Raw genomic sequence first — 21295 nt, 5'->3', positions numbered from 1 at the left:
CTATGATAAGGTCGCTCCTACGGAGCTAGGTTGTTGCCCTTAGTTGTCGGTTACCATAAGTAAGCTCCTATGGGGCTAAATTCAAGCACTCTGTTGCATAAAATGCTACCAAATGATCTTTTCTACTAATTTGGCTTGTATAACGGGAGGAAAGATTTCCTTCATGCTTTTACGATTAGCCCAAAACCCTAAGTTCCAGCGGAACGATCTTATGGTAACAGGATAAGGTAAAGTAGACCTGAGTTCCGTAGGAACGACCTTATGTGAGATAGATGAGCAAGGTGTAGATAGGTTGTAGTCTATGATAAGGTCGCTCCTACGGAGCTAGACTACAGCTCTTCATCGTTTGTTACCGTAAGTCAGCCCCGATGGGGCTAAATTCAAGCACACATTTCCATATAATGCTTCCACATGTTCGTTTAGCTAATTCGGGTGTTTTAAAAGCGGATGAAATGATGGCGAGATAAAAGCATGCTCTTTCTAGTAGTATTTCCCTTAGTTCCAGCGGAACGACCTTTTGGTAACTGCTATAATATAAACCCTAAAAGTTCCGTAGGAACGACCTTATATGAGAAGAATTAGCCAAAAGTTTTAAAAATTAAAATGTAATCATTAGTTTTTGAATCTAAAAAAAAATCAACCATGGCAAATACCTACTCGCAAATTAACATTCAATGCATATTCGCAGTAAAAGGACGAAAATATTTATTAACCAAAGAAATACGAACAGAATTGTTCCGATATATGCATGGTATTCTAAAAAATGACAATGCTTATCCTTTAGCTATCAACGGTTGGAAAGACCACGTTCATGTCTTTTTTGAACTGTCCCCGAAGATGTCAATTGCAGACCATATGATGATGCTTAAATCTACTTCTTCAAAGTGGTTAAATGACAATTACTTTAATAATCGTGAATTTAGATGGCAGGAAGGATACGGTGCTTTTTCATACTCTAAATCTCAACGGTCGAATGTAATTAATTATATAAAAAATCAGGAAGAACATCATAGAACCATGAGTTTTAAGGAAGAGTATCTGGGGTTTCTTGAAAAGTTTGAGGTTGATTATGAGGAGAAATATGTGTTTGAGTTTTATTGAGAGAATGTAGGCGATAAGGACGCTCCTACGGAGCTTAGGATTGTCCAACAGTTTTCAGTTACCATAAGTAGGCTCCTATGGAGCCGTAATCAAGCAAGCTTTTGTATCTAGTTGATGCCGACTGTTCATGTGGAGCCTTAATCCTAGTTCCATTACTTAACAAACTGCAACTGAAAAATTCCCAAGCGTCCACTTGTTCTAGTTTTGAAATCATATCATCCCCCTTTGGCACGTGTTTCATTTGTTTCCTTATTAACCAAAAAAACAGAAATAGTCATTAATTTAAAACCGTTCCAACTCCAATCATCTCCAACAAATACAAATTATGATCAATGACCAGAATATCATTTTCATTGGCCAATTTTTCCAGAATACCATACAGCAAATCAACATCCGCATAATGTAAACCAGTGCTAGGTTCATCTAAAATATATAGGGTGTTTTTCGTTGGCTTTTGGAGCCAGTTCAACAGCAATAATCTTTGCTTTTCACCGGAAGAAAGGGACTGCACCGGCTGGTCTAAGCGAAGATGCGCCAATCCGATTTCTTCCAGTCGGTTAAGGAGTTCGAGACTTTTTGCAGAAGATATAAACTCGTCTGACCAAATTTTTAATTCGGTTAAGTTTAGTGCAAGCACATCTGCAATATTTTTCAAACCTACTTTATGCCTCAAGATATGCTTTTGATAGCGGAGCCCATTACACACTTCACATTTTTCAATGGCATTGGCGGTTACATCCAGACTGGTTTCTACAAAACCTTTGCCTTTGCAGTTAGGACACTGACTGCTTTTCGTTTTATAGGAAAAGTCCTGTGCTTTCAGACCCGTTTCCTTTGCGAAAATTTTGCTAATATCTTTTAGTAAATCCAAATAATCCACCAGTAAGGTAGCCGCATAAGTCCTGAGCTTTTTGGGCTCAAAATAATGTGCTTCGACATAGCCTTTAGGAAAGTCAATGCGCTCACAATTCACAGGCTTACCTTGCTGAATACTTGGAATCAAAATATCTTTCACGAAAGTGGTTTTTCCTATCCCCGATTTTCCGCTAATGGCGGTAATGCCTCCAACAGGTACTTCCAATAGATCTTTCACCAGTGTATGTTTGGCAAGATTACGTATGACAATATGTTCTTTCCCATTACTAAGCTGAACCGGTTTTGCTGGCACTTTCAAAAAAGGATGTAAGTCTGGCTTTTTTATAAAGCCTTCTAAATTTCCTTGATAAGTGATATGACCGCCCAATTTTCCCGCTTGTGGCCCCAATTCCAAAATATGGTCAGCCGAATGGATAATGGCTTTATTATGTTCAATTACAATAACTGTATTTCCCTTTTCAATTAATTCTTTAAGAATTTGAATCAAATCCGGAATGTTCTCATTCGATAAGCCAGCGGTAGGTTCATCCAGCAAATAGGTGATGCCCTTGAGCGGACTGTTCAATTGTTTGATTAATTCCACCCGCTGATTTTCTCCGCCTGAAAGCGTGGGGGATTTTCGCTTGAGTTGCAGATGGTCAATATGTAATTGCCTTGCCCTGCTAATCGTATTTTGGAGATGAGGCTTAATTTTGGAAAGCAGTTCTCCATCCACCCCTTTTATGCTACGGCTGCCAGAGAGCCAATCGCCCAAAGCAGTAAAATCCATTGATTTGATATCGTGAATAGATTTTCCGGCAATTTTAAAACCTAGTCTTTCTGGTTTCAGCCCACTTCCATGGCAGTGGCTACATTGAGCCGGGGTAAAAAGGGCAGTAAGCTGACTGATGTTTTTATTTTTTCGGGTTTTATAATATTCATCTTGCAAATAATGAAAAAGACCAAGCCACAGCATGCTTACTTCCTGCTTTCCTTTTCGGGTTTTGGTGCGGTATTCCCAAGTAGCTTTCCACACTTTTTCGCCTGTTCCCTGCAACAAAATTTCTTTCTGCTGATTAGTAAATTTAGTGAAAGGGGTTTCCAAATGGAAGCCATATTCCTCGCCTACTTTTTTCAAAATCGCCATATATTGCCCCTCGGGATTTCCATAATAGGCAATGGCTTTATTGTGGGCAAACAATCCTTTGGCTATGCTTTTATTGGCATCCAAAACCAATTTACCCAAATCAGGCAAGAGCTCTTCCCCAACTCCATCACATACAGCACATTTTCCAAGCTCATGATTATCGGAAAAATGACTGGCGGATAGTTCTTCCCCTTCATACTGCGCCTTTCTGGAAAAGGCAAAGCGCAAGATTTTATCTATGCCCGTTTGCTTGGAGATATCTGAGCTCTGCGAGTAATTCTTTTCCTTGCGGGTAATGCAAATCGTAGGAGTCAGTCCTTCAATATGATTTACTTCAAATTGAAAATTTACACCCACCCGTGATTGTTGATAAGTCGAGAATTGCTGGGTCATTTGTTGAAGCCCGTAACCATGCAGAGTATCAATCACCAGGGAAGATTTACCCGAACCCGAAATTCCCGTGACAACGGATAATTGGTTTTTGGGGAATTCGAGGTCTAAGTCTTTCAAATGATGCGTGCTGGCACCGGAAATTTGAATTTTAACCCTTTGCTGTACTTTTTCTTCCTTGTAATCGAATGATGATGCTTTTAGAGAATTATCTACCCATATATCGCATGCGGTTTGAAATTCAGTATGGTTTTCAAAGCATATAATGCCAGCCGTTTGCTTTTTCAGTTGGTGCAAAGCGGCCATCAGTTGCTGGACATTTTGCTGATGCAATCCTATGCTGGGTTCTTCCAATAATAAAAGGGTCTTTTTTGATTGTCTGGCAAAATGTTTGGTGAGTTTAATGCGCTGAGCTTCCCCGCCCGATAAAGTATTGGAAGGTTGTCCCAATTTGATATAGCCCAATCCCAGTTGCAACATCAGGGACAGTATTTCCTTAATCTTTTTTTCAGAATTAAAGAAATCATAGGCTTCTTCTATACTTAAATTATAGATGTCGGCTATGTTATTATCATTCCAATGCACTTGGAGTACTTCTGGTTTAAAGCGCTTTCCATTGCAGACCGGACAAATCTGGTTAATAGCGCCCATCAAACTCATAGAGAGGGTAATAACTCCAGCCCCTTCGCAACTTTCACATCTCCCGCTTTTGTTATTAAAAGAGAAGGCTCCTTTTCCCAACTTTAAGGCTTTTGCCTCTGAGGTTTTCGCCAGCAGATCACGTATTTTATCGGCCAGACCGGTATAAGTAGCAGGATTGCTTCGGGGCGTTTTGCCAATCGGCTGGTCTGAAACGCTCAGGAGGTTTAATCCTTCTTTCTCACAAAAAGCATTAATTTTTTCAAGGATTTGAGGAGTCTTTCGGCTCACTGTACTCAAGCTTCCCAAAATGGGTTGAAAAGTTTCTACAGATACTTTTTGCGCCTTGTTTTTAGAGGCCTTATCAGCATTCTCTTTTGATGATTTTAGTACCGATAAAGTAGGACTGGAAATATTTTCTGCATGGAGAAAGTCCTGTATGCTTCCGTTGAAAATTACTTCTCCCCCATGAATACCCGCTTCTGGCCCCAATTCAATTATCCAATCCGCAGACTGGATAAAATCCAAATCATGCTCCACTACCATGACCGTATTGCCACGGCTAATCAATCTTTTCAGAATATGCAGTAAATACTGCTTATAATCTTTAGACAAACCAATGGAAGGCTCATCAAAGACATATAAAATTCCTTGCAAATGGCTGTTGACTTGCTTGATGAGTTTAATGCGCTGCGCATCACCTGATGAAATTTCCGCGCTGGGAGTGCTTAACTGATAATCGCTCATCCCCAATCGAATCAAATCAAATAATTGGATAGCAATTTTATCGACTAAGGCTTTTTCTCCTTCCGATAATGCTAAATTATCCAGCTTTTCATATAATTCGCTCAAGGAAAGCTCCATCCATGCATGGAAGTTCATTCCTTTCCATTCATATTTCAGATGGTCTTCCTTTAGTCTGGCTCCATTACAACTAGGGCATGTTTTTGAACTCGCAAATTTCAGGATATTGGGATTTCTATCCCGTCTTAAAATATCCTGCATAATCGGCAACATGCCTTTGTAATAGCCTTCTTCACGGGGCTTTGCTTTCAGTCCCTCCCACCTGAGTCTGGATTCTAAACTATGCTTTCCATAAAACACTTTGATACGCTCACTTCCATTTAGCACCACATTCTTTTGTTCGGCAGTCAGTTCTTTCCAAGGGATATCCACATTAAAACCATGTGCCTTGCAAACCTTGTTCAATTCTTCCACTGTTACCTGCGAATAGACGATATAGCCATTGGGCAAAGTAGTGGTGATGGCGCCTTCCCTTAAGCTTTTATTTTCATCCCCAATTAATTTATCCAAGTCAATATATTCCGCTTCACCTATTCCACGGCATTTTTCACAAGCCCCTTTTGGGTGATTAAAAGAAAAGAGGGATTTGCTCATCTTTTCTTCTGCTGAATACCGGGCAAATAATATCCTGAAAATAGGCGTCAGTTCTGAGAGCGTACCAAAAGTGGCATTGATGGACTGAAAGCGTTTGGATTGCTCCACCTTAATCACAGGAGGTAAATCTTGTATGTCATCGACCTCAGCAGTGGGAATTGATTGCGCATTTTGTTGATTATAGGTAGGCAGGCTTTCCAAAAAATAGCGGTAACCTTCATTGGCGATAACGCCCATTGCCAATGATGATTTCCCTGAACCCGAAAGACCCGTCACCACAATCAATTGATTTTCAGGGATAGTTAAAGAAATATTTTTGAGATTATTTTGGTGGGCGTTTTTGATGCGCATTTGGTTTAATTTTTGCCATGACCATGTGCAGAGACGCAATGCATTGCGTCTCTGCACATGCATTGCGTCTCCACAAATTTTTTACGAAATTACAATTTAATATTTTGGTAATACAAACGATTGAACCATGCCTGACAAATTCAGAAACAAATACCGCGTAGAATCTGCACGATTACAAAATTGGGATTACGGTAGCAATGCAAAATATTTTGTAACCATTTGCACAAAAAATAGGGAATGTTTTTACGGTTATGTTAGAAATGGAGAAATGATATTAAACGATTTGGGTAAAATCGTTGAAACAGAATGGGAAAAAACATTTGAATTGCGACCAGATATGAATTTATATATGGGCGAATATATTGTGATGCCCAATCATTTTCATGGGATTATTGGGATTGGTGAAAATGAATATAATACGTTGGGGACGGATCGTGGTACGATCCGTGGTAGAGACGCAATGAATTGCGTCTCTACGGTGACCACAACCACCGATAATAATCCACGCACCAACCCACCAAAAAACCAATTCGGACCACAATCAAAAAATTTGGGATCCATTATTCGGGGTTTTAAATCGGCCGTGACCGTTAATGCCAAATTGATTAATCCTGATTTTGGATGGCAGGGGCGTTTTCATGACCATATTATCCGTGATAAAAAATCATTTCATCGCATTTCAGAGTACATTAAAAATAATCCTCGGAATTGGCGGGATGACACATTTAATGATTGGTAATATCCCCTAATTTTTCCATTCCCCCATATTGTTTTACTTTTGTGAACCAAAAAACAATTAAATAGAACATCTGGTAATAATATCCGAAGCACCCAAATATAAAAGATGATAATGATCGACAGCAAAGCCCTGAATTATATAGATAATGTAGTAAAGAATGTACCCTCTGATTGGTTAAAATTGACCACCCACAGATTGGATATTTATAAGGAGGAATTAGCAAAAACAGAATTCTTGGAGCGTTTTGAAAAGCTATATGCGCAAGAGGATGCTGAGACTTCTAAATTAAGCGAGTTACCAACTGCTTATGACTATATTCGATTAGGGCATCCTTTATCCTCTGTATTGGAATGGACAATTGCTAAACTAAATAATCTTACAGCTGATCAGGTCATCAGTTTTTCTTCACGAACAGTTCCGGTTTTAGCCGTTTTACGAAAAAATCTATTTGATAAAAAGAATACTCAAATTGTTTATAAAGGTGAGCTACCTGCTTATTTTGATTTAGAGACTGTAAAGACTGTTTACAAATATACTTTTGACTTAAAGCAGGTTGAAAAAGTAGAGGACGTTTCTGCCTTTGAAGGAAGCACTATTTTCATTTCACAAAATGATGAAATTGGTAAAGTAGCTCTTAACAATAATATTGATTTTTATCTTAGCCTACACAGCCAATTAGGAAGTATTTTGTTGGTAAATGGCGTGGAAAATGAAGCTTACATTTCCGCCATTCAGCATGTTCGAAGAAGGGAAACCATAAGCATGACCCCTCAAAATTGTTATGCTGCTCTGCAATTATTGCAAGGTCAAACCCTGCCAAAACAAGACCAAGCTAAATTCAAAGCTGATAAAGCTTCCGTTTTAGATTCCATTAAAAAAATCACGGCTGCTGATACAAAAGCTTTATTGGGTAATTGTGGGTTATCTATTCAGTATGCCATCATGATGGGCTTAGTTGAGGAGGCATTGCAAAATCATCCAGGAAAAGAAATCAAAATTATAGTTCCCCCTAATTGCTATGGTGGAACAAACGACCAAGCCAGAAGAGTAGCGGCATGTATTCCTAATGTGGAAATTCTGGATTTACCAGTAGATGGTGATAATGATATGGTGCAAAGTACTGATAAGGTTTTAGATCGTGTAGCAAAAGAAAATGCTGTGCCCTATATCATTGCGGAAATTCCAACTAACCCAAGAGTTGAAGTTCCAGATATGGAGCAATTAAGAGCAGCACTTAGTAAAGAGCGAAAAACTCCAACTGGTGAAAAGGCGATTGATCCGGTTTTCATTTTAGACCAAACTTTTTGTCCGAACATACAATTTTTAAGCGAGGAAGGCATTCTCTCCAATATTCGTGTGATATCCTATGTGAGTGGATCTAAGTTCCCAAGCGGTGGAAAATGCACGGCAGGCTATGTTTCATCAAATCAAAAAGCAGCCAAGCTGATGGGGAATATAGAAAAGCACCTAATCCTATGCGATAATGAGGCTACTGATCTTCAAACTGAGATATTAGCTGAGCAATTGCCTTCCATGAATCAGAGAATTGCGGATGCCTATAAAAACACAAGGGAATTTGTAAATCATATCAAGGAAGTTTTGCCAACAGCTAAGATCAATTTCGTTTCAGAAGAATTAGCAAATGCAGGATTTACTCCTTCAGTCTTTTCTTTAGATCTTCCTACCAAAGGAAATACTGATGAAGAAAGAGAAAACTATAAAAGGGCTTTAAACCTTAAGCTGATTAATATGATGATCAATGAAATTCCTGAGGAAAGTAAATACTGTGTGAGCTATGGTCAGCTAAAAGGCTGTTACTGGACGATCCCTGCAACTTCAACTCAAGGAACAACCAAGGAAAAGGATAAAGATTATATTGCCAGGGTGTCTGTTTCTCCTGATTTAGATTTGGAGCATCATAAGAAAGTTTTTTTGGATTTTGTGAAAAGTATAGCCCCCTAGCCCCCAAGGGGGAATAATTCACAGATTATATACCATCAAAAAACAATTAATTTTATCACTACTCTCAAAATACTTAATCCAAAAATTTGATATATGACTAAAGCATCAAATTAAAAAACCAAAGTAATTCCGTGCGTCTTCCCCCATTGGGGGAAATTAAAGGGGGCTATAGGGCTAAAACAGAAACCGCATTACTAGTACCAGAACCCCCAATATTCACCACTAAGCCTGTTTGGGCATCTTTTATTTGATGTCCCCAGGCTTTTTGCATCAATTGTTTGTAGATGTAGGCGTGCATTCCAACGCCTGTTGCGCCAATAGGATGGCCTTTGGCTTTTAATCCACCAGATACATTTACTGGTAATGCGCCATTCGCATAGACTTTCCCACTTTCTAAAGCTTCAAACTCTCGACCTGCTCGTGCTATTCCCATGGCACTGTATAATAAAAGCTCTGTTATGGTAAAGCAATCATGTACTTCCGCCAGGCTGATATCTTCGATTTTTAGACCAGCTCCTTTTAAGGCTTTATCCACCGCAAAAGCTGCGCCTTCCAGAAAATGATCGGATTTATTTTTACCAAAACTATCCAGATAATCTGCTGCACTGTAAAAACTTTTAATGGCTACATTATTTCCAGTGCTTAAACTGGCATCTTCCAATACCAAAGCCGAAGCCCCATCTGAAACCAAAGAGCAATCATGCAATCTCAAAGGCTTGAAAATCATAGGGTTTTTCTCATCCGGAAGGGATAAAATATCTTCTACCGATTTAGCTTTTTGTAATTGAGCCAATGGATTTTCTGCCGCATTGGTATAAGCTTTAGCAGAAATTTGGGCTAGCCAAGGTCGGAGCTGTTTTTCAGAATAATTGTATTTTTTCATCCATCCTTTGGCTAAATCCGCAAACATGCAGGGAGCTGTTACCGATTGGCTTCCTTCTTCCGGCCAGTAGGTGGCCAGGGCTAAAGCTTGTGTAACTCCTGCAATATCTAAATCCGTCATTTTCTCTAATCCGACTACCAAAACCCGTTTCATCATGCCTGATTTTATAGCCATGATGGCCATATGAATGGCAGAAGAACCCGAAGAACAGGCCGTTTCGGTTCTATACATGGGTTTATGACGCAATTCAGGTATTGCATTTACACCATAAGAAGCAATATTTTCTTGCTGATTGAACGCTCCTCCACTATAGTTACCCACGAATACACCATCTATTGATGCTGTCTCAATTTTGGAATCTTCAATTGCTCCTTTAGCTGCTTTTTCATATAGCGAATACAAAGTTTCGTTTTCTAACCTACCGAATGAAGAATGATAAGCTCCGATTATATTTACACCTAAATCCATATGTATTATTTTCTATCAAGTTAATAAAAGTGGAGAAGAAATATTGGATGATTGAGTCTAAATTATGGAGACTATTATGTCCACACTACTTGACGCTTTTAATGAAATGAAATCTCTTAAACAAAAAAAGGCCGATCAATGACCCGCCTTTTCAAATATAAATATTTTTCAATCCTTAGGATTCCTTTGGTAAGATATTAGTAACAATTTTTACTGTTTTATTTTCTCCTATATTAGAAACAACAGTAATTACTTTAGTAATCCTTCCCATTTTACCGCGGCTGTTAAATTTAACCGTAAGTTCAGCAGTTTCTCCCGGAGAAATAGGCTCTTTTGGCCATGAAGGGGCTGTACAACCACAAGTAGTCTTTACATCTGCAAGGATAAGTGGCTCATTACCTGTGTTCTCAAATTTAAAAACATGTTCAACTACATCTCCTTGTGTGATATCGCCAAAATCATGGCTCGTTTCCTGGAATGTAATATCAGGGCCATTTTTACTATCTGCTGTTTGCGCAATCGCAAAGTTCACTGCAAATAACGTTATTAGGATAAAAGTTAATTTCTTCATAATGTATTAAAATTTATTGATCAATCGTAAATATACAAAAATGGAATTAAAATGGTTCCTTTAAAAAAAACGATTATTGAAATTCACTAAAAAAAGTTCATCTGTAGCTCTTGTAACGGCTGTATAAAGCCACCTGACATACTCTTTGTCAAGCATTTCATCAGTTAAATATCCCTGATCCACAAAAACAGCCTTCCATTGCCCCCCTTGTGATTTATGACAAGTCAAGGCATAGGCAAACTTTACCTGCAATGCATTTAAGTACGGGTCTTTCTTCATAGCCTCCCTCCTTTCTGTTTTAGTGGCCAAATCCATATAATCCTCTGATACTGCCTGGTACAACTTCCGATAATCTTCTGTGTTTAAGGAAGGTGTGGGAGAATGCAAAGTATCCATCATGATTTTTACCTGAAGATTGGGAAGGTCGTTGTAATCGGTCAGTCTAATTTCCAAATCCGCAAAGCGAAAGCCGTACATTTCCTCAAAATTGATCACTTTTACCACCTCCATAAAATCACCATTGGCTAAAAAACCACCCGGTGTATCTTCTGATTGGTATACATAGTTATTGCGAACAATCATTAGAAAATCAGCTACCTCAAGTTCAGAATCCATAAAGTGAATTTGCCTGCGGATATATTCATTATACTGAACTGCTGCTTTGTTGGAACGACAAATAATAGTGGTATTGTCTATTCCGTATTTATCATAAGCATAGCGTAACCCATCCTCCAGGCGCTCTCCTGTCATCCTGAAAATATCTTTAAACGACTTGGTTTGAAATTTTATATTTAACTCCTTTTTAGGTAATTCCGCCCTGAGTAAAGTAGCATTATACAAAATACCGGAATCCTGCGCCTGACGCATTACTTCAGTAAGCACTGTTTCTATCACCTTACTTCTGAAAGTATGGGTCAAATACTGGACATCTAAGCCTGGGCTGGTGGTTTTACCTACAGGAGGTAGCTGTGCATCATCACCAATAAACAAGATTTTATTTCCTTCATTCTGAAAAATGTAGGTGACCAGGTCATTCAGTAAACTTGAGCTGCCAAACCCCACATCATCTGAAAGCATACTTGCTTCATCTATAATGAATAAAGTTTTATAGTGGTAATTTTTTTGTAAAGAAAATGAAGGCTCCCCACTCCCTGGCTCGGCAAGTTGTTTATAAATTTTTTTATGTATTGTTAATGCTATTCGTTTAGCATAGTTACTCATCACTTTGGCAGCCCTGCCTGTAGGGGCAATCAATACATATTTATAGTTAAATAATGGAAGAAACTGAACTAAGGCACTTACAATAGTGGTTTTACCCGTTCCTGCATATCCTTTCAACAACATCATGGGCCTGTCATCGTCTTTTAGCTCAAAGAAAACATCCAGGGCATTAAAAAAACGAACTTGGCCCGGAGTGGGCTCAAAAGGAAATTTAGAGCGAATAATGTCAGATGCCTTAGGCATTCATTTTGTGATTTACATCATTTGGAGTAATCACTGCCATAGTGGTAGTCGCTTTTGCTATCAAATCTCTTTTTTTTCCAGTAACCGCCCATATTTCGGCCTCACAAAAATTTAGTTTACGTCCTCGCTTTATTACATATCCAATAGCGTGTAGTTTTTCACCCATTCCGGCTTTAAAATAAGACACCTTTATCTCTGCTGTTACCACATGGCAGTCGGCCGGAACTGTGGTATAAGCTGCAAAACCTGCAACAATATCCGCCAAGGTTGCAGTAACACCTCCGTGCACCAGTCCCTTCTGTTGTTTATGAATAGTTTGAATATCTAACCAGCCTTCTGTTCTGCCCTCTTCTATCACACTCAAATTGAAACCAATGTGTTTCATAAACTCCTGCCTTTGCAAGAACTTTTCTACCCTGTTTTTGAAATCTTCTTTCAATAGATTATCGTTCATTATTATTATCTTTCCGGTAATTTATCACAAATATAAGGATATTGATGAGTGAGAAAGCAAAGGAAGGCATCAATCAGTTATTTGGTGGAAAAATAAGAGTAAGGGTTGGAGGAATTTTGATAGAGTCCGGCAAGATATTATTACTGAAACATGAAGGAGTGGGCTCCAATAAATATCTATGGTCGCCTCCGGGTGGAGGATTGGAATTTGGAACAGATGCAGAAATTAATTTGAAGAGAGAATTTTTAGAGGAAACAGGCTTGGAAATTGAAGTAAATCAACTGTTGTTTGTAAATGAATTTATAAATGGCAATATTCATGCAGTTGAATTATTTTTCAAAGTGAAACGTAAAGGGGGCAGCTTGGTTTTGGGTACAGATCCGGAAATGAAACAAAATCAGATTTTAAGTGATTTAAGGTTTTTTGATCAAAATAGTTTAAGAAATGAGCAGAAAAACCGACTTCATAATATGTTTCATACAATAAATAAACCCGAAGAAGTTTTAAATCTAACAGGATATTTTAAATTTGTGAATAATTCCTTAAAATAGCATTTTAAATAAAATTCAAAGAAGACATAATATTAGGATAAGATGAGCAAAACAAAGATATTTTCGATACTCCTTTTTTTAGTTGCAGTGGTAATTGGTTATTTCTTCGTAAGAAGTGTAGCAGATGATATACAACGAGAAGAACAAATTGTAAAAGAGGAAAGAAGGGTAATAGAAAAGCTAAAATTAATCCGATCAGGTATGATTGCCTATCAAAAAGTAAATGGGCAGTATACCAGTGATTGGGATAAATTAATCAATTTTATTGATACGGGTAAATTTTACCTTACAGAACGCTCTGAAAGGATTATCCCACGTGATTATGGTGGGGATAGTGTGGTGATAAACATTGATACATTGGGGACAATTCCTGTATATGACTCATTATATGCTGATGTTCCTAATTTCAAATTGTCCAACCTTCCTTACAAGCCGGGCACCAAAACCAAGTTTGACATTTATGCAGATAAAATTGTAAAAGGTGCCATAAAAGTGGATGTATTCGAGGTGAAGGATCCTAACCCAATCAATCCTAAAAGGCGTAAGGATGATAATGAAAGGGCATTAAGAATTGGTTCCAGATCAGACGTAACAACATCAGGAAACTGGGAATAAATTTTGATAGCAGCGAAATCAACATCTTTCAAACAAATAAAAAAAGTAAAGGACGATAAATTCTCTATTGAAAAAATTGAGCAGTATTGCTTAATTCTACAAATAGGGAGTCGCGATTTACAGGTGTCTATCATTGACTCAAAAACAAACAGGGTTTTGTTTCTGGAAGATTACATTATTGATGCCACTGATAACCCTGAAGATAAAATTGAGCTTTTAAAATCATTATTTGATCATCATCACCTATTGATGGTAGGATTTTGGAAAGAGGTAATACTGTGTTTTAAAACTGATAAGTTTACAGTAGTACCTCTTTCTTTTTTCTCCAAAGAAAATGCTCGGCCATTATTAAAAATGAACTGTCCGGTAGAAGATTCTGATTCTGTAGGATACTATAAAATTAACAGTAATGATTCTGTTAATATTTTCACCTATGACAAGGCAATATTGCAATGGTTTAGATCCATCTATATCAATAGCAAAATAAAAGTAACCCATCAGAGTGGGATGATCATTAACAGTGTCCTTAAAAACTCACCTTTTCCTGATGATGTGGTTGTTTCACTTTATATAGATAGGTTTTACCTGCATGCAGCAGTATCGAAAAAGGATCAACTTTTGTTTTTTAACTCTTTTAAGATTTCAAAATTTGATGAATATATAAAGTTCATTAATCTGGTGCTACATGAATTTAAAATGAGCAAAACCCAGTCTCTTATTAAAGTATGGGGTTATATCAACGAAGAATCCAATCACTTCAATTCATTAAAAAAACATTTCCCTACTATTAAAATAGGGAACAGAACCACTGTTCTGAATTTTGGCTACAAATTTGACGAGGTTCCCGAACATCAGTATTTTGATGTATTTGGAAACTACTTTAACCTGTAATTATGCAAAAGCGGATTGCTTTATTCCCCGGCTCGTTCGATCCTTTCACCAAAGGGCACTATGATATAGTTAATAGAGGATTAAAGCTTTTTGATGAAATTGTTATAGCAATTGGCTACAATTCAAAAAAGCATAACCGCTATTTTGATATCGATTTTATGGTGGAAAAACTGAATGAAACTTTTAAAGATGAGCCCAGGGTTTCAGTGATAGTTTATAACCAATTAACTTCGAATTTAGCGAAAGAACTGAATGCAGGATTTCTATTAAGAGGGTTGCGTAATACCACTGATTTTGAGTACGAAAACAGTATTGCCCAGGTCAATAAATACCTTAATGCAAACCTGGATTCTGTATTTTTAATTACATCGGCTAAATATGCAGCTATTAGCTCCACTATTATAAGAGAAGTGCACAAATTTAAGGGTGATATTGATGAATTTCTGCCTTACAAAATTTAGATTTTTCTAACTCTTTTTTTTAAAACACATTTTCCAAGCCATATTATGGATTCCAGAGAAAAACTATGCTCTGGGATGAAATGCCTTCAGTGTCTGACTCAGGAAGTCCCTGTCAAGATGAGTATAGATTTCTGTAGTGGTTATAGATTCATGCCCCAACATCTCCTGAACAGCCCTTAAATCAGCTCCGCCCTCTATCAAATGAGTAGCGAAAGAATGTCTGAAGGTATGGGGACTTACTTTTTTGTTGATATTAGCCATCATTGCTTTTTTCTTTACCATAGTAAAAACAGACACCCTGCTTAAACCTGCTCCAAATCGATTAAGGAAAACAATATCCCGGCATTGGGGCTTAGAGTTTTGGTGTATTCTTACTTCGTCAATATATATCCGTATATGCTTTAAAGCATCTTTTCCAATAGGGACTAATCTTTCTTTACTGCCTTTTCCTATCACTCTTAAAAAACCTATATCAAAATACACATTGGAAATTTTGAGATTTATCAATTCAGACACACGTAATCCCGAGCTATAAAGCACTTCTAACATGGCGCGGTCCCTTTGCCCATTATTTTCGCTTAAATCCATATTAACAAAAATGCGCTCAATTTCCCCATAGCTTAGGACATCAGGCAGCTTTCGTCCTAGTTTAGGTGCTTCAATTAATTCCGTAGGATTTACCGAGATAACATCTTCGAAAACCAAATATTTATAAAAAGCCTTAATGCCGGAAACTACACGGGCCTGAGTATGGACGGTCATGCCTAATTCATGCACGTACTCTAAAAAGTTTTGCACATCTACTGGTGTAAGTTCTAAAGGGGTGACTTTCCGATTGCAGATGTCAAGAAACTGTTTTAGCTTTAGCACATCATGAACATAAGCACTCACTGTATTTTCAGCAAGTGAGCGCTCCAGTTTGAGATAACTTTCAAATTCATGTAAGAATGTAGTCCAGGCCATCAACGAAAATAAAATATAAAATGCGAATCATCATCATTAATGGACCAAATTTAAATTTGTTAGGTAAAAGAGAGCCTGAAATTTATGGAGCTTCTTCTTTTGAGGAATACTACCATGCATTAAAACAAAAAAATAATGATGTGAACTTAGCTTATTTTCAGTCGAATATTGAAGGAGAATTAGTGGATACTATCCAGCAGGCAGATGAGCAATTTGATGGTATATTATTGAATGCAGCTGCCTACACACATACTTCAATAGCCATACATGACGCTATTGGTGCTATTAATACTCCTGTGATAGAAATTCATGTCTCCAATATTTATAAAAGGGAAGAATTCAGACATAAAAGCATCATTTCCTCTAAATGTGTAGGATTAATTGCTGGTTTAGGCTTGAAAGGTTATCAATTGGGGATTGATTACTTCAAAGACAGATGATCTTCAAAGGAGAGACCAAAATAAAACTATCACATCGCGAATGGCGAATTCTCAATAACCATTTCTAATAGTATCTGTTTTTCTTTTGCTCCCCAAGATGTTCTACAATCATTTACAATATTGATTAATATAAAAATCAACACTTTTATCTCCCATACTTTTTGCTTGTGCCCAGTCCTTACAAGCTCCCTCGTCCTCCTCCATCTGATATTTTATATTTCCACGTAATTTGAAATAAGCCGATTTGGAATTATCCAGTTCTATCGCCTTGTCCAAATCCTTTATTGCTGTAGAATAGTTCTCTAAAATGGATTTTACATTTCCACGGTAATAATAAATAGCAGCATCGCTTGCATCCAGCTGAATAATTTTATCATAATCCTGCAATGCTCCTTCCCAGTCTTCCAGTTCCTCTTTAAGTACCGCCCTGTTATTATAAGCATCTGTACTTGTTGGGTTTAAGATAATTGCCTTGGAATAATCATCCAATGCGGAACGCGGATTACCTAAATAAATATAGCATTGGGCGCGATAAGAAAATATTGCAGGGCTATTCGGCTCATTTTCCGCAGCCTGGTTGAAATCAGATAGTGCGGTACTATAATCCTGAACTTCCAGGTAGGCACGACCTCTTTTGAAATAAGAGTCTGATTTAGCAGCTCCTCCCTGAATAGCTTTCTCGAAATAAGATATAACTCCAGGCCATTCTTCCAAAATGTAAAACGACTCCGCTTTTAATAAATATAATCCTGCATTTGCCTCTCCCAACTGTTCAATTTGCTCCACATCAGCAATCACTCCCTCATAATTTTCAGTTTCATAAAAAGCAATGGCTCTGTTCTCATAAGCTTTCGAATAATCACCATCCAACTCAATCGCTTTATTATAATCTTCAATGGCGGGTGACAAGCTACCAGTTAGTTGCTTTGCCTTACCTCTATTATTGTAATAGATAGCCTCTTCTATCCCCCCAGAGATAGCACTGTTGTAATCATTAATAGCCCCTTTATAATCCTCCAGACGGAATTTAGTATTTCCTCTCAAGGCATATGCTTCGTACAATTTGCTATCCGATTCAATGGCTCTATCAAAGTCGGCAAGTGCTTTGTTCCAATTTTTGGTTTCATAATGTGCTACCCCTCTTTTATAAAGTAAATCAGCGTCTTTAACCCCTAATTCTTCTGCTTTATTAAAATCGGTTATAGAAGTTTCGTATTCTCCTTTGACAAATAAAATGGATCCTCTGTTTTTGTAGGTTTCTGCATGTTGATCTCCCTTTGCAACTGCCTGGTTTAAATCAGCATATGCCAACTCCATTTCACCCAAAACAAAATAAGAGTTGCCCCTTCCGTAAAACAATTCCGCAGATTGATTACCTCTTTGGTAAGCCTGGCTTAGGGTTTCAATAGTTAACTCGTAATTTTTAAGATTATAATGACTCAAGCCCAAATTAAGGAATGTGTTATCATCTGTAATATTCAATAAAACCACCTGATCATAATCTTTGATGGCTTTTTCATAGTTCTTCAAACTGTAAAAGGCATTTGCCCTGTTCAATAATGCCTGTCCATAATCAGCTTTTATTTCAATGGATTTGTTATAATCAGCTATAGCCGCTTCTAGTTCATCTGTAAGTGCTTTTGCTTTACCTCTGTTATTATAGATAACTTCATCCGTCCTGCCTAATTCAATTGCTTTGTCATAAGCATTGATTGCTGCGTTGAAATTATCTTGTCGAAAAAGCGTATTGCCATAATTGTAGAAGGTTTCAGGATTTTGACTACCCGCTAAAGTGGCTTTCTTTAAGTATTCAGCAGCCTCTTCATACTTTTTCCCTTCATAAAGCGAATTTCCTAAATTTTCTATAACAACAGGATCATTAGCACCCTCTTGAACAGCTTTTAATAGACTGGCTGCAGCCTCGGAATAGTTCTTCAATTCAAAAAAGGCATTCCCTTTGTTAGCAAATAATTGCTTCTCCGTAATTCCTGCAGTCTCCGCTTTTTGGTAATCCGCTATTGCCTGTCTGAATTCCTTTTTATCATAAAGGATATTGGCTTTATAAAAATAAAGTTGTGGATTGTTGACTCCCAGTCGAATTGACTCTTCCATGTTTTGAAGTGCCTTATCCCAGGTTTCTGTTTGGTAATAAGCTAAGGCCAGCATTTCAGTAATCGGTGCATTTTTAGGTTCGGCTTTCTCCAAATCTGTAATAGCGGAAGAATAATTTTTCTGATCATAAAAGGCAGTTCCTCTGTTCAACAGTGCCTGAGCATAAGCAGGATCCTTTTCCAATGCCAGGTTATAATCTTTAATTGCTTCAGCAACCTGCTTTTGATTAAACTTTGCTTTTCCTCGATTGTTATAGATCACAGCCTCATCCGCTCCCAATTGTATGGATTTATCATAGGCAGAGATAGCATTTCCAAAATTCTCATTTTTGAATAAGAGATTTCCCTTGTAGTAATAAACTTTAGAATTTTGCGAACTCAGCTCAGTCGCTTTGGTTAAATCAAGAAGTGCGGGATCCGCTTGTTTTAACTCATAATTAGCCAAGCCCCTGAATTCATATATATCTAAACTTTTCTCTCCTAACTCTTCAGCTTTCTGTAAATAATCTACAGCTACTTTAAAATTGTTTTGGTGAAATAATGAAATACCAAGTGCCCTGTTCACTGCTGCTGTGTTAATCCCTCCTTGAACGGCAGCCCCCAATGACTTTGAAGCCTCAGCATATTGCTTTTCCTCAAAATATGACAAGCCCAAATTCTCATAATTTTCCGGAGCATTTTCTCCTTGCCTAATAGCTTCCTGTAAATTTGTAATGGCATTTCCATAATCCTTATTAGCATAATAAGCCTTACCCAAACCTGCTGTGAGGGCGGGTATTTTTTCACCTTTCTCCCTTGCTTTGAGTAATGATTCAATAGCAGCATCCCATTGCTTATCCTCTACAGCAATCAACCCTTTGAACAATACTAACTTTGTAGAAGTAGCTCCTGCAGATAATGCTTTTTCAATATTAACTTTCGCTTCTTCTTTCTTGCCTAAATCATATAATGTGATCGCGTAATTGGTGAGTATTTTAGGGTCTGTAACCCCACTTTCCAATGCTTTTTTGTAATAAGCTATTGCAGTTTCCTTTTTATCCAGTGCCAGGTTTGCTTCCGCGGCATAAGTAAATAAAGCGCTATCTTTTATACCAAAAGAAACAGCTCTTTCCAGATTGGAAGCAGCAGATTCATAACTTTTATTTTTGTATTCTGCTTCTCCGAGCTTTTGATATATACCACCATCATTGGCTCCTCGAGTAATAGCATCCTTAAAATCAGAAATTGCCTTTGGATAATTTTTTTCTGTAAGATAAGCTGCTCCCCTCAATTCATATACCTTCACATCATTATATCCCGCCAATATGGCTTTACTGTAAAATTCTATTGCATTAGGGTATTCATTTTTATTATTATAAGCAGTAGCTAAATCATAGAAGACTTGCTGGCCGGTAACGCCCAGTTCGATTGCTTTTCGGTAATCTTTGATGACTTCATCCCACTTCTTTAGTTCGAAATTGGCGGCACCACGATTTTCCAATGCTTTATCATAATTAGCTTTAATACTGAGAGATTGGGTGTAATCTTCAATGGCGCCATCGTAATTCTTAAGATGAAATTTCGCCTTACCTCTATTGTTGTAAAGCACTTCATTCTTCATCTCTTGCTCTACTGCTACATCATACGCTTTTATCGCTTCTGTATATTTTTCCTGTTTGAAAAGCGCATTCCCCAAATAATAAGCCACTTGCGGATCACCAGACTGTAAGGATACAGCTTTCTGCAGATCAGGAATAGCCAGATCCAACTGATCCAATTCATATTCAGCTATGCCTTTAGAGGTATACCACCTTATTTCATCCCGCTTTGCTGCTGTACCCTGGCTAAAATCATTAATAGATTTTGTATAATCCTTTAATTCAAAATAAGCAAAAGCCCTGGTAGAGAAAGCCAGTGGATCAGCTTTAATTTGAAGTGCCTTACTTAAAAGCTCAATACTCCTGGCGTAATCTTTCAATTCAAATACTGCATAACCAGCCATTTTCCAGGCAAAGGCTTCCTTGCTATTTACCTGGGCAAAACTTGAAAAAGATTCTGCCGCCTTTTGCCAATCTTCATTAGCATAAAAGTTAACAGCAGCCAAAATATTTCCATCTGCTTTTATGCCTTTTGCAAAATTGGACAACCCACTGGTAGTGTTTTGCAACTGGGAAATCCTAGAGGCATCAATTAAAAAAGTGCCATTTACACCGGCAACACCCGGCACTGCAATCGCTATTAACTCATCATTCTTTACCAATACTGAGCCAATACCGTCTTGTTGTAAATTATCAGGAATAACATATATCTGTCCAAATCCCTCAACATTCACTGATTGATTGGTTTTAGTGCCACTTTCTTTTACTTGTTGTATATCTGTTGCAAATAGGAGATTGCCAGCTTCCTCTTTGTTCAATGATTTCGAGCCTACTTTAACAGGTTGAAATTTAACTGTGAGATTGTTATCTACAGTAAACTTTACCAAGCCACTTGCTAAATCATGCGCATTAATAGTTGAAATATTATGCATGGTGCTATCCATGGTAAAAACTTTACCACTGGATGCACCTATAAAAATATTCTGATGAGCAATACCTGAACCTTGTTGATCAGCAATGATGGCTGTTCCACTTTTCACCACTTTACCGGAGGCATCATAAGTTTGAAGAAAGTATAAACTATTTTGCACCTGTGCATCAGAGTCATATGAAAATAACAAAGTAAAACAGGTTATAAGGAGAAAGTAAATTTTACGCATAAATCAAAGATTTAAATAATAGTAGGAAAATTATTCATTTTTTGGCGTTTATGGAAGAAATTCCCCGCTATAATTACAACTAATAATTTTTCTGATTAGCAATA

General features: G+C 37.5%; 15 protein-coding genes. 8 read left to right on the top strand and 7 right to left on the bottom strand.

The features are described 5' to 3' along the window. Positions 1-642 precede the first annotated feature (642 nt). The gene (gene tnpA, locus JKA74_RS01455) at positions 643-1101 is read left to right on the top strand and encodes an IS200/IS605 family transposase (protein WP_201429373.1); all 459 of its coding nucleotides are present in this window, start codon (positions 643-645) and stop codon (positions 1099-1101) included. Positions 1102-1378: 277 nt separating this feature from the next. On the opposite strand, the gene JKA74_RS01450 is transcribed toward tnpA, so the two are convergent. Further along, positions 1379-5881, bottom strand: a complete 4503-nt coding sequence (locus JKA74_RS01450; RefSeq protein ID WP_201429372.1) for an ATP-binding cassette domain-containing protein — start codon at positions 5879-5881, stop codon at positions 1379-1381. 127 nt (positions 5882-6008) lie between these two features. On the opposite strand from JKA74_RS01450, the gene JKA74_RS01445 reads away from it, so the two are divergent. Both JKA74_RS01445 and JKA74_RS01440 read left to right on the top strand, forming a co-directional pair. Further along, positions 6009-6620: a transposase gene (locus JKA74_RS01445; RefSeq protein WP_201429371.1), complete on the top strand. Its 612-nt coding sequence runs from the start codon at positions 6009-6011 to the stop codon at positions 6618-6620. Between the two features lie 111 nt (positions 6621-6731). Next, positions 6732-8582 (top strand): PLP-dependent aminotransferase family protein, encoded by a 1851-nt coding sequence (locus tag JKA74_RS01440; protein ID WP_201429370.1) that lies wholly within the window; start codon positions 6732-6734, stop codon positions 8580-8582. Between the two features lie 166 nt (positions 8583-8748). On the opposite strand, the gene JKA74_RS01435 is transcribed toward JKA74_RS01440, so the two are convergent. The 4 genes from JKA74_RS01435 to JKA74_RS01420 form a co-directional block, all read right to left on the bottom strand. After that, complete coding sequence (locus JKA74_RS01435; RefSeq protein WP_201429369.1) at positions 8749-9933, bottom strand: thiolase C-terminal domain-containing protein; 1185 nt, start codon at positions 9931-9933, stop codon at positions 8749-8751. A 175-nt stretch (positions 9934-10108) separates the two neighbouring features. Continuing rightward, positions 10109-10504 carry a DUF1573 domain-containing protein gene (locus JKA74_RS01430; protein WP_201429368.1) on the bottom strand — a complete coding sequence of 132 codons (396 nt, stop codon included), beginning with the start codon at positions 10502-10504 and terminating at the stop codon, positions 10109-10111. 60 nt (positions 10505-10564) lie between these two features. After that, entirely contained in the window at positions 10565-11968 is a 1404-nt protein-coding gene (locus JKA74_RS01425) for an ATP-dependent DNA helicase (protein WP_201429367.1), read from the bottom strand. Then, entirely contained in the window at positions 11961-12422 is a 462-nt protein-coding gene (locus JKA74_RS01420; protein ID WP_201429366.1) for a PaaI family thioesterase, read from the bottom strand. Before JKA74_RS01420 ends, JKA74_RS01425 begins: the two co-directional genes overlap by 8 nt. 44 nt (positions 12423-12466) lie before the next feature. Between JKA74_RS01420 and JKA74_RS01415 the strand changes: the two genes are divergently transcribed. Genes JKA74_RS01415 through coaD form a run of 4 tightly spaced genes read left to right on the top strand, consistent with a single transcriptional unit; the run spans position 12467 to position 14940 of the window. Next, positions 12467-12973, top strand: coding sequence for an NUDIX domain-containing protein (locus JKA74_RS01415; RefSeq protein WP_201429365.1), 507 nt, complete (start codon positions 12467-12469; stop codon positions 12971-12973). A 42-nt stretch (positions 12974-13015) separates the two neighbouring features. Then, on the top strand, positions 13016-13588 hold the full coding sequence (locus JKA74_RS01410; RefSeq protein WP_201429364.1) for a hypothetical protein: 573 nt from the start codon (positions 13016-13018) through the stop codon (positions 13586-13588). 3 nt (positions 13589-13591) lie between these two features. After that, entirely contained in the window at positions 13592-14479 is an 888-nt protein-coding gene (locus tag JKA74_RS01405; protein WP_201429363.1) for a DUF3822 family protein, read from the top strand. A 2-nt stretch (positions 14480-14481) separates the two neighbouring features. Beyond that, complete coding sequence (gene coaD / locus JKA74_RS01400) at positions 14482-14940, top strand: pantetheine-phosphate adenylyltransferase (protein WP_201429362.1); 459 nt, start codon at positions 14482-14484, stop codon at positions 14938-14940. A gap of 63 nt (positions 14941-15003) precedes the next feature. Here coaD and xerD read toward each other — a convergent pair whose 3' ends face one another. Then, complete coding sequence (gene xerD / locus JKA74_RS01395; protein ID WP_201429361.1) at positions 15004-15903, bottom strand: site-specific tyrosine recombinase XerD; 900 nt, start codon at positions 15901-15903, stop codon at positions 15004-15006. A 20-nt stretch (positions 15904-15923) separates the two neighbouring features. Here xerD and aroQ point away from each other — a divergent pair, with 20 nt between their 5' ends. Next, on the top strand, positions 15924-16343 hold the full coding sequence (gene aroQ, locus JKA74_RS01390; protein ID WP_201429360.1) for a type II 3-dehydroquinate dehydratase: 420 nt from the start codon (positions 15924-15926) through the stop codon (positions 16341-16343). A gap of 108 nt (positions 16344-16451) precedes the next feature. Here the strand turns inward: aroQ and JKA74_RS01385 are convergent, their stop codons facing one another. Then, the gene (locus JKA74_RS01385) at positions 16452-21191 is read right to left on the bottom strand and encodes a tetratricopeptide repeat protein (RefSeq protein WP_201429359.1); all 4740 of its coding nucleotides are present in this window, start codon (positions 21189-21191) and stop codon (positions 16452-16454) included. Between the last annotated feature and the right edge of the window lie 104 nt (positions 21192-21295).

The organism is Marivirga aurantiaca (assembly GCF_016679925.1).
GTDB lineage: Bacteria > Bacteroidota > Bacteroidia > Cytophagales > Cyclobacteriaceae > Marivirga > Marivirga aurantiaca.
Note: the sequence above shows the minus strand (reverse complement) of the source record. Positions and strands in the feature narration are given on the sequence as shown.

Coding starts and splice junctions, on each gene's coding strand:
- coaD (WP_201429362.1), top strand. CDS start 14,482: ATGCAAAAGCGGATTGCTTTATTCCCCGGCTCGTTCGATCCTTTCACC.
- JKA74_RS01415 (WP_201429365.1), top strand. CDS start 12,467: ATGAGTGAGAAAGCAAAGGAAGGCATCAATCAGTTATTTGGTGGAAAA.
- JKA74_RS01440 (WP_201429370.1), top strand. CDS start 6,732: ATGATCGACAGCAAAGCCCTGAATTATATAGATAATGTAGTAAAGAAT.
- JKA74_RS01450 (WP_201429372.1), bottom strand. CDS start 5,881: ATGCGCATCAAAAACGCCCACCAAAATAATCTCAAAAATATTTCTTTA.
- JKA74_RS01425 (WP_201429367.1), bottom strand. CDS start 11,968: ATGCCTAAGGCATCTGACATTATTCGCTCTAAATTTCCTTTTGAGCCC.
- JKA74_RS01430 (WP_201429368.1), bottom strand. CDS start 10,504: ATGAAGAAATTAACTTTTATCCTAATAACGTTATTTGCAGTGAACTTT.
- JKA74_RS01385 (WP_201429359.1), bottom strand. CDS start 21,191: ATGCGTAAAATTTACTTTCTCCTTATAACCTGTTTTACTTTGTTATTT.
- tnpA (WP_201429373.1), top strand. CDS start 643: ATGGCAAATACCTACTCGCAAATTAACATTCAATGCATATTCGCAGTA.
- JKA74_RS01420 (WP_201429366.1), bottom strand. CDS start 12,422: ATGAACGATAATCTATTGAAAGAAGATTTCAAAAACAGGGTAGAAAAG.
- JKA74_RS01410 (WP_201429364.1), top strand. CDS start 13,016: ATGAGCAAAACAAAGATATTTTCGATACTCCTTTTTTTAGTTGCAGTG.
- JKA74_RS01445 (WP_201429371.1), top strand. CDS start 6,009: ATGCCTGACAAATTCAGAAACAAATACCGCGTAGAATCTGCACGATTA.
- JKA74_RS01435 (WP_201429369.1), bottom strand. CDS start 9,933: ATGGATTTAGGTGTAAATATAATCGGAGCTTATCATTCTTCATTCGGT.
- aroQ (WP_201429360.1), top strand. CDS start 15,924: ATGCGAATCATCATCATTAATGGACCAAATTTAAATTTGTTAGGTAAA.
- xerD (WP_201429361.1), bottom strand. CDS start 15,903: ATGGCCTGGACTACATTCTTACATGAATTTGAAAGTTATCTCAAACTG.